At 60.4% G+C, this 12,010-nt stretch carries 20 protein-coding genes and 1 tRNA gene; 13 read left to right on the top strand and 8 right to left on the bottom strand.

Annotated elements, in window-relative coordinates:
- Positions 1-116: 116 nt before the first annotated feature.
- The 8 genes from AB6M95_RS01610 to AB6M95_RS01575 form a co-directional block, all read right to left on the bottom strand.
- Positions 117-845, bottom strand: a complete 729-nt coding sequence (locus AB6M95_RS01610; RefSeq protein WP_371384981.1) for a DUF5131 family protein — start codon at positions 843-845, stop codon at positions 117-119.
- Positions 846-921: 76 nt separating this feature from the next.
- Positions 922-1,920 carry a hypothetical protein gene (locus tag AB6M95_RS01605; RefSeq protein ID WP_371384980.1) on the bottom strand — a complete coding sequence of 333 codons (999 nt, stop codon included), beginning with the start codon at positions 1,918-1,920 and terminating at the stop codon, positions 922-924.
- A 70-nt stretch (positions 1,921-1,990) separates the two neighbouring features.
- Positions 1,991-2,902: a DUF1351 domain-containing protein gene (locus AB6M95_RS01600; protein WP_371384979.1), complete on the bottom strand. Its 912-nt coding sequence runs from the start codon at positions 2,900-2,902 to the stop codon at positions 1,991-1,993.
- 12 nt (positions 2,903-2,914) lie between these two features.
- Positions 2,915-3,544 (bottom strand): lambda-exonuclease family protein, encoded by a 630-nt coding sequence (locus tag AB6M95_RS01595; RefSeq protein ID WP_371384983.1) that lies wholly within the window; start codon positions 3,542-3,544, stop codon positions 2,915-2,917.
- Between the two features lie 10 nt (positions 3,545-3,554).
- On the bottom strand, positions 3,555-3,818 hold the full coding sequence (locus tag AB6M95_RS01590; RefSeq protein ID WP_371384978.1) for a hypothetical protein: 264 nt from the start codon (positions 3,816-3,818) through the stop codon (positions 3,555-3,557).
- A gap of 177 nt (positions 3,819-3,995) precedes the next feature.
- Positions 3,996-4,277 carry a hypothetical protein gene (locus tag AB6M95_RS01585; protein WP_371384977.1) on the bottom strand — a complete coding sequence of 94 codons (282 nt, stop codon included), beginning with the start codon at positions 4,275-4,277 and terminating at the stop codon, positions 3,996-3,998.
- A gap of 451 nt (positions 4,278-4,728) precedes the next feature.
- The gene (locus tag AB6M95_RS01580; protein WP_371384976.1) at positions 4,729-4,983 is read right to left on the bottom strand and encodes a hypothetical protein; all 255 of its coding nucleotides are present in this window, start codon (positions 4,981-4,983) and stop codon (positions 4,729-4,731) included.
- A 315-nt stretch (positions 4,984-5,298) separates the two neighbouring features.
- On the bottom strand, positions 5,299-5,568 hold the full coding sequence (locus AB6M95_RS01575) for a hypothetical protein (RefSeq protein ID WP_371384975.1): 270 nt from the start codon (positions 5,566-5,568) through the stop codon (positions 5,299-5,301).
- A gap of 62 nt (positions 5,569-5,630) precedes the next feature.
- On the opposite strand from AB6M95_RS01575, the gene AB6M95_RS01570 reads away from it, so the two are divergent.
- The 13 genes from AB6M95_RS01570 to AB6M95_RS01510 all read left to right on the top strand — a co-directional run bounded on the left by AB6M95_RS01570 (position 5,631) and on the right by AB6M95_RS01510 (position 11,992).
- On the top strand, positions 5,631-6,065 hold the full coding sequence (locus tag AB6M95_RS01570) for a phage regulatory CII family protein (RefSeq protein ID WP_371384974.1): 435 nt from the start codon (positions 5,631-5,633) through the stop codon (positions 6,063-6,065).
- A gap of 11 nt (positions 6,066-6,076) precedes the next feature.
- On the top strand, positions 6,077-6,313 hold the full coding sequence (locus tag AB6M95_RS01565) for a hypothetical protein (protein WP_371384973.1): 237 nt from the start codon (positions 6,077-6,079) through the stop codon (positions 6,311-6,313).
- A gap of 1 nt (position 6,314) precedes the next feature.
- Positions 6,315-7,148: a hypothetical protein gene (locus AB6M95_RS01560; RefSeq protein ID WP_371384972.1), complete on the top strand. Its 834-nt coding sequence runs from the start codon at positions 6,315-6,317 to the stop codon at positions 7,146-7,148.
- Positions 7,149-7,153: 5 nt separating this feature from the next.
- Positions 7,154-7,762 carry a DUF6475 domain-containing protein gene (locus tag AB6M95_RS01555; RefSeq protein WP_371384971.1) on the top strand — a complete coding sequence of 203 codons (609 nt, stop codon included), beginning with the start codon at positions 7,154-7,156 and terminating at the stop codon, positions 7,760-7,762.
- 53 nt (positions 7,763-7,815) lie between these two features.
- Entirely contained in the window at positions 7,816-8,088 is a 273-nt protein-coding gene (locus AB6M95_RS01550; protein WP_371384970.1) for a hypothetical protein, read from the top strand.
- Positions 8,088-8,291 (top strand): hypothetical protein, encoded by a 204-nt coding sequence (locus AB6M95_RS01545; RefSeq protein ID WP_371384969.1) that lies wholly within the window; start codon positions 8,088-8,090, stop codon positions 8,289-8,291. The genes AB6M95_RS01550 and AB6M95_RS01545 overlap by 1 nt, the downstream gene beginning before the upstream one ends.
- Positions 8,292-8,577: 286 nt before the next feature.
- Entirely contained in the window at positions 8,578-8,982 is a 405-nt protein-coding gene (locus AB6M95_RS01540; protein WP_371384968.1) for a RusA family crossover junction endodeoxyribonuclease, read from the top strand.
- Between the two features lie 13 nt (positions 8,983-8,995).
- Positions 8,996-9,072, top strand: a tRNA-Pro gene (locus tag AB6M95_RS01535).
- Between the two features lie 10 nt (positions 9,073-9,082).
- Complete coding sequence (locus AB6M95_RS01530; RefSeq protein WP_371384967.1) at positions 9,083-9,316, top strand: hypothetical protein; 234 nt, start codon at positions 9,083-9,085, stop codon at positions 9,314-9,316.
- Positions 9,313-10,503 carry a hypothetical protein gene (locus AB6M95_RS01525; RefSeq protein ID WP_371384966.1) on the top strand — a complete coding sequence of 397 codons (1,191 nt, stop codon included), beginning with the start codon at positions 9,313-9,315 and terminating at the stop codon, positions 10,501-10,503. The genes AB6M95_RS01530 and AB6M95_RS01525 overlap by 4 nt, the downstream gene beginning before the upstream one ends.
- A complete protein-coding gene (locus tag AB6M95_RS01520; protein WP_371384965.1) occupies positions 10,500-10,724 on the top strand; it encodes a hypothetical protein in 225 nt (74 codons plus the stop codon). Before AB6M95_RS01525 ends, AB6M95_RS01520 begins: the two co-directional genes overlap by 4 nt.
- A 405-nt stretch (positions 10,725-11,129) precedes the next feature.
- The gene (locus AB6M95_RS01515; protein WP_371384964.1) at positions 11,130-11,576 is read left to right on the top strand and encodes a hypothetical protein; all 447 of its coding nucleotides are present in this window, start codon (positions 11,130-11,132) and stop codon (positions 11,574-11,576) included.
- The gene (locus AB6M95_RS01510; RefSeq protein ID WP_371384963.1) at positions 11,576-11,992 is read left to right on the top strand and encodes a M15 family metallopeptidase domain-containing protein; all 417 of its coding nucleotides are present in this window, start codon (positions 11,576-11,578) and stop codon (positions 11,990-11,992) included. The genes AB6M95_RS01515 and AB6M95_RS01510 overlap by 1 nt, the downstream gene beginning before the upstream one ends.
- Positions 11,993-12,010: the final 18 nt, after the last annotated feature.

The following is a 12,010-nucleotide window of genomic DNA, read 5'->3' as shown; positions in this document are numbered from 1 at the left end:
AACGGTTGTCTCTGGCTATATCCAGTTTGACTACGCGGCGGGTCTGCGTCTTTGTGCCTTCCAAAATCGCCCGGACAAGAGGAGCGGCGAAAGGCATGCAACCTATCTTCATCTGACTACCCTCCATGAGTTGTCGGAAATTCGCGCACGATCTCGCCGCCGATCTTTTCGCCTCCGGGAATCTTCCAGTCGTCGGGGCCTTTGTAGCTGCCCCACCTCTTGAAGAAAAAAGGGACTCCAGCCTTCTTGCACTGCACCAGCAGATCGAGAACCCACTCCAACCACATGGGCCGGGCACCGGGGCCCGTCTCGCCGCCGCAGATGACCCAATCCAGGGCCGGGCCACGAGTCAGATAATCGTCGTCCCACTCCTTTTCGAGGACGTTCCATATTGCCTCTTCACCGTGACCATAGGGTACGGTAATGTGCCACATATCCACCGGACCAAGCATCGGCTCCACGCTCACGAATCGGACGGCTGCCGGGGTGTCGAGCAGGATGGGGATGCGCAGGTCGGCCTGATCCTGGCTCTCGACGGTGTCCAGGCGGTTGACGGTCACGGTCCCTTTGGAGAAGTTCTGGACTTCACAGCACTGGATGTCGCGAAGGTCCCATCCCTGGCGGTAGGTGTTCGATTCACGCCGGATCTCGCCCTGCACGGTTTCGATACGGGATTTGTAGTCGGAGGCCACGGCCTTCTTTTCGTCCTCGAGTTCTTCGAGTTTTGCCTGGTTGTCGGCCATGGATTCCGCCAGTTCGCGTTTTTCTTCGGTTGTCAGCTGGTGCTTGAGCCGCATCTTGATATGGCGTTCCTTGATCATGGGGTTGGTCGCGTCGGTGGTCATTGTTTTGTCTCCTTTTTGCGGGCCGGGGTGAGGACTGCCGTGGGAATGGCCCCCGGCCCGCGGTTACAGGGCGATGTTATGCGGTCGGGAAGACCTCGGCCGGGTCGGCGCCGTTGGCCAACTGGCTGTAGGCCCCGAGCAGGGCGGCGCGGTCCTTGGTGGTCCACTGCGCGTAGCCCTTGCCGACGAGCCGTTCGGCGTCCGCAACCTGAGCGCCGAAGGACTGGATGTAGCCCAGGCACTTCTTCTTTTTCTCGGCGGCGTTGGCGTCCTTGTAGGCTCCCAGGTCTTCACCGGAGAGGACGAACTCGGCCACGGCGATCTCGTCGGTGGGGTCGATACCCGCGCCCTGTTCTTCGGCAGGCTGTTCCTGCTGTTCGGCGGGGGGCTCGTCCTGGGACGCTGAGCCGCCGAAGAATGCGGCCTCGGGGTCTTCGGGCTGCGTGGTATTGTCTATGGGCTGTTGGGTGTTTCTTTCATCAACAAGCGTCTGCTTCTGGGAGTAGGTCCCGCTGGGCTGGCGTTCGAGGTCAATGGTGTCGGACACCTCTTCGGCGGTTTGCAGTCCCATGGCAATTTCCGGAGCGTATGCCCGGATGAACCAGGACGCGGACCGATACATGAGCATCTGCTGGGGCATGGTCTGCCACTTGGATCCGTTTTTCCCGTACCATCCTTCTTTCTTGGCCAAGCCGATGGACACCCACGCGCCGTAGAGCTTTTCGTTGGTTTCCTTCTCGATGGCCCATGCCCTGCAGGCCCAACCATCCGCGCCCTCACTCCCCTTGAACTCGTAGCGCAGAGCCGAAAATTTCGGATTGTGGTTGAAGGTGGCGATGAGAAACTGGCTGGACCACCCCGGGGTTCCGTGTACGACGTAGAGATTCTGCATGACCATCATGGGGTCTGCGCCGATACGGGCTGACATGTTCAGGGCGATCATGCAGTTGGGAGCGTTGCCTTTGAAGCGCTGCGGTACCAGGTCGGACGCGGCGAGATCCTTCGCGATGCTTCTGGTCAGGGCGTACGACTGCGAGTCCATCATGCCGATGCTGACGTTTGTTTGAGTGGCCACTTCTCCTCCGTGCGCGTAGGACTGTGCCCCGGAGATGCTTTGGCGTTGCTGATTCATGGTCGGTTCTCCTTTACGCGGCCTGACGGTCTTCGACGCGGCCGTACTTGATGCCGTTGGCGTTCATGTAGTCGCGCAGTCCGGTCAACTGGTCGTTGGTGGCCCACACGCGGAAGTCGATGCAGATAGTGACGGGTTCGGGCTTGGCCTGGGGCGCAGCGGCGGGCGCGGACTGCCGGGGCTGTTCCGGCTGGGCGGGCGGTTCGGGCGCGGCCTGGGCGGCGGCTTCATGCCGCGCCTTTTCCTCTGCTTCGGCCGCGGCCTTGGCTTCTTCGCGCTGCTTGCGGTACGCCTCCTGCTTGGCCGCCGCATCCTTGAGGGCCTTGTCTTCGGCCAGGGCCTGGGAGAGGTTGAAGCCCTTCAGGTAAGTGCGGACCACCTGGTCTTCGTGCTCGGTCTTCAGGTCGTAGATGAGGTTCAGTTCTTCCTCGACCTTCTTGAGGAAGTCGGTGATTTCCTGTTCGATCTGGGCCATGGAGTAGGTGACGTTCAGCCACCGCTGGTCGAAGACGTTCGCCAGCGTTACCATTGACTTCACGTCGGACTCCTGGACGTCCCACACGGCCTGAATGGTCTGTTGCTTCTCGGTGCGCTTGCGCTCCTCGTAGCCCTTTACCTGGGAGTCGATGGCCAGGACCGGCTGGTCCACCAGGGCGATGAGCTCTTTGATCCTGTCTTCGAAGTTGGTGTAAGGTTCAAGACACCGGCGCTTGATTTCCAGCTTCTTGTCGTTCAGGGCCTTCTTGAACTTGTTCAGGGTGGCTCGGTCCTTCTTGGCGTCCTGGATCGTGTCGTCGGTGTAGGCGAGGCCCTGGTACTTCTCAAGCCGGCTTGTCAGTTCGCCCTTGAGCTCGTCGAAGTTGAAGTCGATGGACTTCACAAATCCGTCCTCTGCCGGACTGATAATCTTCAATTCCATGGTCATGAGGTGTCCTCCTTAAATTTCCGGCAGGATCAAGTCCGGCCGCTTGTCGGCTTCGACGTCGCGCCAGAAGGCGAGCTCTCTCTCAACCAAATAGGTGATGCTGGCCTCATGGTCGGCGCGTTCGAAGACGTAGGTTTTTTCAGAGACGAACAGGCCGTCCCAATTGCTGACGAGTCGGGCTTTCAGGACGCCGAAGTCGGCTTCGGTCACGTACATGTTGTGGAGCACCTGGACGTAGTAGTGCTGGGGGACGACGTTCTTCCACTTGTCCCTGTCCGCCCGGCTGTTGATGAATGCGGCCTTGATTTCGAGGACCCCGGGGCGGCCCGTGGCGCGTTCGATCAATTCGCCGTCCAGGGACGCGCGGAGTTGCGGGTACAGGCCGTGTGTCTTGGAGAGGTTCGCATCGTGCCTGACTTCGTACTCGGGGTAATCGAGCGCGAACATGGCCCGGATCAGGGGTTCAGCCGCCACACCATACTGCACGTAGGCGTTGTCGGACATGTCCTGGCCTTCGCGGCGGCCGGTCTTCTCTTCCCAGAGTTCCACGTTGGTCCGCCAGGGGCTCAGGCCCAGGACGGCGGCCGCATCGCTTCCGCCTATGCCCAGCTTGCGCTCGGCCAGCCATTGTTCGCGGGTCATGGTCACGGCTCTATCCACCAAATCCGGCAGCGGCAGCCGAGATCAGAATAGCTACGACAGCCACCACGGTGAACGCCGCCAGCCAGTCATTACCGTCCTTGGCGGTCAGGCAGTGCATGCACACGTCGATTTCGACGTTTCCGCCGGACGTGACCACGGTTTCCTGCTGGTAGCGGTCGCCCGCGGGGATAATCTCGCCGCAACGTTCGCAAACCGTGGTCCCGTCGCTGGTCCTGGGCCGCTTGTCGATGGTCTGCAAGAAAGTCGTTGTCATGGTCGTGTCCTCCGTGGTTGAAATTTCCCGGCGTTTCGGCCCCCAGGTCGCCGGTCACCTGGCATGTGAGGTCAAACTCTGGACCTGGCCCCGTTTCAAGGTTCGCCCGCCGACCACACGGTGGCCTGACAAGTCGACGGTGGGATGGGTGGTTGGTATGGCTTCGCTCTGAAATTATTAGAGCCGGTCCAGCTCGTACCAGTCGTCGCAACGCCTGACGATCTCGGCCGCCGCCGCGCGCACTTCGTCGAGCTTGAGGCGCTGGGTGTGCTCGTCTTCGTAGAGGTATCCCATGCCCGCTTCCTCGATCAGTTCACCTATGCGCTGGAGGTTTTTTCTCTCCTGCTCGTTGCGCCACCTGATGAAGCTGGCCTCTTCGTCGTCGAAATAGCCGGGCACGTTGGACGCCGACCCTGTGGGGCATGTGCCGTTGATGACTGCGAGATTGCTGATAGCCATGGTTGTCCTCTCTTGTTTCCCTGTCGTTAAACCCTGTTCCCATTCCGCCTTTCCCTGCCGTCGATCGCTTGCGCTTTCCGTGCTCGGTACTCCTGGCGTCCACTCCGCCCCTCGCTCCCCGTACTCGCTGGCCCTTGGCGCAGGCTGTTCCGGGTCGCTCTGTGGCGTCGTGTTGAATCAAAGCTATGCGAATTTCGCAATTGAGTCAACAACAAAGTGTGCTAAAATCGCATAGTCAAATGCGGAACAAAGGTTGCACAGGGGAACCTGGCGGAAAATTGTTACTGGAAAAGGAGAGTTGTTATGGAAGAGGAGTTCAAGAGTGGGCCAGACCAGCTAGGTGCGGTTATCACCTTGTGCGACATGGCCTCGGCGCTAGATTTTATTTCCGGGAACGAAGGTATTGATGCTGGATGCGCTTTTCTGCTCAAAGCGCTTGCCAGGACTGCGGCTAGTCTCGCTGAGTCCTTAGATGATATTCACGCTCGACCTTATAAACCAGCTCATTAAGGGAGATGCTTAGGGCGGCGGCGGCCGCAAACGCTTCAAAGACACGAAGCGACTGCGGCTTGTTGCCGCCCGTAGCGCCCCGAATTTTTGCCCATCTACCTACGCTGGTGCCATTTTCACCGAACGCGATCCTTGCGAACGCGGCCTGTGAATGGCCCGCCTTATCGGCCCTGTCTGCGATTTCTTCCACCAGCATGCGTTCCAGGGTATCCCCTATATCCTCATATTTTGACATCCTTTTTGATACCACGGCAGCCTCCGTATTGGCCTTATCTAAATTCGCAATTGACCGCTTTGCGATTTTCGCATAAATTGGTCATATGAAAGAACACGAACAGATTTTTCAACGTCTGAGGGAGGCGTTTGGATCGCACAGCGCTGCGGCCCGTGCGCTCGGTTATCGCCATGTTACTACCTACGCTCAGGCCAGGAGAAAGGGCACGCTCCCCCCCTGGCGCCTGGACAAGGCACTGCAATTACTCGGCGAGGAGCCGAAGAAGGCCGCATGACATCATGTCGGCAACGCTCCCTGGAACCGGATCAGCGTTCCCTTTTTTCCGCCTTCTCCGCCCGGCGCGCCCTCGGGATCGGCCCTCTTGCCCAGAATGTAGCTGATCGCCCTGGCCGCCACCTCGTTGTAGGCCGCCAGTGGGTCCACGTCCGGGGACAGCTTCACCCGATAAAAACCGGGCTTCCCCGCGCCCGTCTCCGTCATGACCGCCGTGGCCAGGACCGAGCCGTCCTTCTGCCGCTTGAAGTGGATGTTCAGTTTTGCGTCCATGCAACCAGAAAAGACAACCCACACACGAGTTTCAACTATTATCGCGGAGGTAATATTTAGCGATGTCTACACCCACTCTCACCGAAATATACCGCGACATGCTCGTCAATTCCGGAGTCCCGGCCAAGACCGTCGCTCTGAATCTCCGCAAGTCCTACACCACGCTTTTGCGCGAGCTGAACCCGGACGACGACGGTTGCAAGTTTGGCGTGGACCTCCAGGCCGAGATCATGCGCCAGTGCAACGACGTTTCCCCGCTCAGGCAACTGGCCTATGAGGTCGGGTTTCGGATCGTCCCCATGCACAATGTCCAGCCGGATAAGGAAAACCTGTGCGAAGAGCTCCTGGACGATCTTCCCGCACTGGCGTCTTACCACAAGTCGATGATGGAAAACGAGAGCCTGGAGAGCGTCAACCGCAAGATGCACCAGGCCATCAACGAACTTGAGGTAAATTTCGTCCTGTACCGCAGAGGCATGCTCCGCAAGGCCGGTTGACGGGAAAATCCATGGCCAGGGACGCGCACGGACTCGAGATACCGCCCCGCACGCGGTGGAAGGAGCGGTACGAAACGCTCCTGAACGAGTCCCTGCGCACCAGGCGCGATTTGGACCAGACCCGGGAAGAACTCGAAAAAGCCAACGCGAGGATAACCCTCATGACCACGCAGATGCAGATACTCAGGAATCAGAACCAGGCGCTTCGGGCCGGGCAGGCCCCGCTGCCGTTGGAGGAGGTGGCGTAGCATGAAGTGGTTCAAGCACATGTCAGACGCGCACCGCGACCCTAAGCTGATTGCCCTTGTCGAGGAGTTCGGCATTGAGGGGTACGGCATGTGGTGGATCATCTGCGAAGTGGTGGCCGATCAGTACAAAGCGAACGGCGTCCCTGAGCTTGAAACATCCGCCGGTGGGTGGCGCAAACTCACCGGCATTTACCCTAAAAAATTCAAAAAGGTGCTGACCTTTTTGGAAAAAGCTCGGCTGCTTTCTGCGACCTTTTCAGAAAAAGGTATCAAAGTTTGTTTGCCTAAGATGCAGGAATTTAAGGACAACCATACTCGCAACTTGCAAGCGGCTTACAAGCAAGAGGAAGAGGAAGAGGAAGAGAAGAAGAGAGAGAGAGATAGCGCGCGCACGCGCGTTGATCCCCAGACTGACGACGGACCCCGAGCAAGCGAATCGGAGCCACAGAAAAAACAGGGCCCCAAGAAGACCCCTTACCCGAGCAAGGGTAGGCCTTCCCATCGCGTCTTCAAGGCGTGTCTGGGCGTCTACACCTGCGGACCGGTGAACGAAGACGAGGCATGGTGCGCATGGTGCGACATGGAAGACCGCGGCATGCTTGTCGAGGACATCCCCATCATCCGTGACCGGATAATCGAACTCTCGCAAACCGACGACCAGTGGAAAGACGGGTTCGCCCCCAGCTTCACCAAATTCATCAGGACCAGGGCCTGGAGGAACAAGCCGTTCAAGCGCCCCGAGCCCAATCAACCGAGGACAGGCGGCTACTCCCTGCGTGGGCAGGCCGTGCGCGAACACAACGACCGCGTTTTCAAAGAACTCATGGAGGAGTGACCGGCATGGATTGGGACAACGAACAGGAGCGGGCCCGCTTCCTCACTGCGTTCAGGGCCCTGGCCGAGCTGCACAACCGGGACGCCTCCAAGGCGCTGACCAGGCTCTACCACTCGACCATGGCCGAGCACGACATCGGATCCGTGCTCAAGGCTTTTCGACAGGCGGCCACCAAACTCCGCTTTTTCCCGAAGCCCGTGGAGCTGCTGGAATTCATCGAGGGCAGCCAGGAAGACGCCAAGGTGGAAGCGGCCCTCGAGGCAGATGCCGTGCTTCTCGCGATCCGGCGGTATGGCGTTTACGCCAACGTCCGCTTCCTGAACCCGGTGACCAACGCCGTAGTCCGTCAGGGATTCGGCGGGTGGCTGAACGTGTGCCGGACCAGGGACGAGGACGTGAAGTGGTTCATCCGCGATTTCGTCGAGCGCTACACGCAGTTCAAGGCGGCCGGAGTCGAGAGCACGAAGGAGATGCGAGGCATCGGAACGAGCAGCCGCGTAGAACTCATCGGCGACCAGAAATATTTGGCCCTGGAAGGCAACCACGAAGGGCAGAAGGCCGTGGCTGGCATCGTCGATAGCTTGAACGACAAGAAGAAGTTGTCGGCCGCCTAGCCTGTTGAGCAATGCTGAAAACCCGACCAATACGCGAAAAAGGAGACGAGAACGTGAGCAAAATACGAGAACAGGCACTGGAGTTGATTGCCAGTGAAATAGATCCCGGCGGTCTGACCGTGAGGGAAGGTCTGCCGCTGATGAAAATGCAGGCACGGCGCGTCCTACTGCTCGAAAAGGCGTACCGGTACCAGCGGGCGGCCTGGGCGTTGATGAACGAGGGGATTCAAATGCAGGGCGGTCCCAAGCGAACCATGTTTGTATCTAGGAGTTTGCAGTACTGCCTTAAGGCCGGAGAACTCTACCGCCAGGCGGAGGAGGCGTGATGCAGGCAGAATACGGCATTTTCACCGCCCGTTGCGGCAAGCCACGGAAGCTGGCCCGACTCATCAAGGCGGCCGCGCTCGAGATCAAGGCGCACAACGCGCAACTGCACGCCCCGATGGACTACCGCAAGATCAAAGGCCCGTACCTGGATAACGGCCAGGTGTGCATCGACTACGAGTATGAGCCTATGGAGCGCGACTAGATGGCGGCCAAGCCCTGCGACACGAAAGAGCATCGCGCCAAGCTGCCGTGCCTGGCGCCCGGTGAGGACCTGTGTTTCGGTCGGGTGTGCTGGGATCGCAAGCGTGGGGCTACCCCCGGCAAGATCCGGTACATGGGCGAGTGCCCCTGGATTGGGCAGGTTCGCGACTACTGGCGCAGAAAGGGGTTTGGCAAGTAGACGCATTGGGCCGGATTCGCGGCCTCAGTCCCCCTAGAAATGATTTTCGATCAAAAAACCGCATCACCGTAGCCCGGGAGTCTAGAAAATGTCTCAAAACGGAAATTCGTCAATCACGATCAAGCTGCCGTTCCCGCCGAGCACGAACCAGTATTACCGGTCCATTCGCATGGGCAAGGGCGTCCGCACGCTCATCAGCGAGAAGGGCCGGGCGTACCGTGACCAGGTTGTGGGCGAATGTTGTGTCGCCCACCTGACCAACACGCTCCTGGGCGGGCGGCTGTCCGTGAAGGTCACACTGAGCCCGCCGGATCGGCGCAAGCGGGACCTGGACAATTTCAACAAGGGGCTGCTCGACGCGCTCACGCATGCCGGGCTTTGGGGCGACGACTCCCAGATTGACGACCTGCGGGTGGTGCGCGGGGCCGTGGCCAAGGGCGGGCATGTTCTGGTCGAGGTTCGGGAGCTCGAAGTGTTGCGGATGGCGGGGTAGGAAGGCAACTAACCGGGGCGTGGCGCAGTCAGGTAGCGCGCCTGCTTTGGGAGCAGGATGCCGGGGGTTCGAATCCCTCCGCCCCGACCAAGGAGAACCAGTGCAAGAGATCACCATGCAGCGGATACAGGCCAGGCTTGAGCGTGCCCGGCGAGAACATCCCGAGTTCACCCCGCACGGCGGAGGGATATTCGAGGCCCTGGCTATCATCGCCGAAGAGCACGGCGAGGTCGCTGCTGCCGCAAACGACGACGAGGGCGTGGCCCGGGTCAATGACGAACTGCTCGACCTCATCGCAACGGGCGTTCGCGCCCTGCAGGAGGAGTACAAGTGACCGACGCTGAAATCCAGGAGTGGCAGGAGCGCCACACGTTCGAATGCCCGCATATCCGGGCCAGGATCACGCCCGAGCAGTGTGAGGCCAACCGGGCCAGGGTGGGCGGTTGGAGCACCACCGGGAACCAGCCCCACAAGATCAACCAGTGCGAGCGGTGCACCGAGTACGGCGCGCTCATCAAGACGGTGGCCGAGCGGCTGCCGAAGGAGGTTAAGGCCGTGGCGAAACGTGGGAACTGCGAATGTTGTGGCCGCGGGCCGTATGCCCTGAGCGGTGGGCTCTGCGGCAAGTGCTCCCAGCACAAGACGGCTGGTGGACTGGTCCGAGAAGGCGACGAATGGGTGTGGCTGATCCCGGTGCCCGAGCACGCCCTGGCCGACGAGCCAAAGGCCGAGGACTACCATGAACCGGTCGAACCGGAGAAGGTTGCCTGTATCGGGTGCGGGCGGGATGACAAGAAGATTGTCGCCCGTGGCTTGTGCAGCGGGTGCTATCGGTACTCCCGGGACGGGCGGCTGATCGTGAGCGACGGTGGAACCGAGGCCTGGTGGGAAATCGAGCCCCCGGCATATGCCGCGGACCATATCCGCGCGCTGCGAGTGATCAGAGGACCGAGCGACCGTGAGATCGACGAGGCCCGGCATGGCATCCCGCAGGAACAGCCGGAAGAGCCCAAGGCGTGCGACAACTGCGTGTGCACCGGGCCTTGCCAACATGTCGAAGTCAGCGGCCGGGACAAGCCTGTCTTTATGGGGCTGGACCTCGGAGCAGGACCGGACTGGACGGGGCGGTCCTTGCAGATCGGCGGCCTGACCCTGACTCGACATGTCCCGCACCGAACGACCTCCACCAACCAGCCTTTCGCGGCCGTGCGCAAGAACGCCAAGGGCGTGGATTTGGCGCTCAACGCCGTGACAGTCCTCCAGTTCGGGCTGACCAAGGCCAAGTACGTGGACGTTTACTCGGACGCCAAGGCCAAGGTGCCGGCCCTGGTGCCGCTAGACGAGCCCACGGACGCGCACAGCGTCAAGCTGCGTGTCCAGGACGGCAACACTCGGGTCATATCCGCGACCGGGTTTCTGCGCGACCTGGGGGTGAAGGAAACGGGCCGGTACAAGGTGACGGGCGACGGTGAGGCCGCGCCTGGGATCGTGCTTGTGGACTTCAAGGAGCGGGCGGCATGAGCGGACGCATCCCCGTTCCCCTCTGGACCTGGGCGGGCATCGCCAAATACTACGACGTCGACGTGCGCAAGGCCAAGTCGTGGAAGGAACGCGGCGCGCCCATCCGAATGACGGACAAAGGCGCATATGCCGAGGCGTGGCAGTTGTCCGATTGGCTGTACGCGCAACCAGAGTCGGAGCCCACGCGGTGCCCCGGGAACCTGGCGAACTCGAAGCCGTAGCGAGAGCCCCCGAAAGGGGGCTTTTTTTGTGCCCGAAAAACACCCTGTCAAGGGGACATCTACCGTGCATCTACCGTGCATCTACCGTGCATTCTCGAACAACCCCCGAAAACCAATGGTAGAATTGCAGCCATTAAAAAGGGGTCCGTGTTTTGGCCCTGACCGGCTGCACTTGCTCAGGCTCGGCAGTACGACACCAGGAGGCTCGACCGGACCACCACGAAGGCAAAGGGACAGGCAATGGCGATCTTCTCCACCATCCGCTCAGGCATGCAGCACCGGTTCAACTCCGGGCATGTTTACTGCCGTCTGCGATGCGTCGGGTGCTCCAAGCGAGTTGCCCGGCGCATTTCGTTGGTGTGGGAGAGGGCCACGGCCTGGGCCTTGTACGGGGGAGCGTAGAGGATGGGCATCTGGTCAACACTCTTTGGCGGCGGGGCCGCAAAGGTGGTCGATTCGGTCGGTGGCGTTCTGGACAACCTATTCACCTCCGACGAAGAGCGCGAAGAGGCCAAGCGCCTCATGGCCCAGATAGACGACAAGCCACACCAGGACCAACGCGACATCAACAAGGTGGAGGCGGCAACGGCCGGGAAATGGTCGTGGCATAATGCTCTCGGGTGGGTATGCGCCATCTCTCTCTTTTTCTATTTCGTCCCACAATATCTCATCGCCGCAATCATTTGGGCTAAAGCCGCGTTGTCGGCCGGGTGGGCTAATGGCGTGTTCTCCATGCCCCCGTTCCCGGCCAGTGCCGACGGCCTTCTTGAACTGGTCGTGGCCATGCTCGGCTTGGCCGGGAAGGTCACGATTGAGCGTATCGCCAAGGTCAGACCGAAGTGGAGGCCGTAGTGGGCAAATATCAATTCGGATCGGCATCACTCGCGCGGCTCAACACCTGTGATCCGCGTCTACAGGTCGTCATGAAGGCCTCCATAGCGCAGGGCATCATGGACATGACCGTGACTGAGGGACACCGCGACCAGGCAACTCAAGACAGATATTTCAGCGAGGGAAAGAGCCGGATCAAGTTCCCGGACGGCAAGCACAACTCATACCCATCCAAGGCCGTGGACGTGGCTCCCTTCGTCGGCGGTAAGCTCTCCTACGATCAACGCCATTGCTGCCATATGGCCGGGCTCATCCTCGGTATCGCCGCCTCGCTCGGCATCAAGCTCCGTTGGGGCGGCAATTGGGACCAGGACGGAGAACCTGTCACGGATCAGGATTTTCAGGATCTCGTTCATTTCGAGTTGGTGGGTGAGTGATGACCAACCCGAAGAAGC

Origin of the sequence: Pseudodesulfovibrio karagichevae, from assembly GCF_041414475.1 — a bacterium.
GTDB lineage: Bacteria > Desulfobacterota > Desulfovibrionia > Desulfovibrionales > Desulfovibrionaceae > Pseudodesulfovibrio > Pseudodesulfovibrio karagichevae.
The sequence above is the reverse complement of the archived record's forward strand: the minus strand, read 5'-3'. Positions and strand labels throughout refer to the sequence as shown.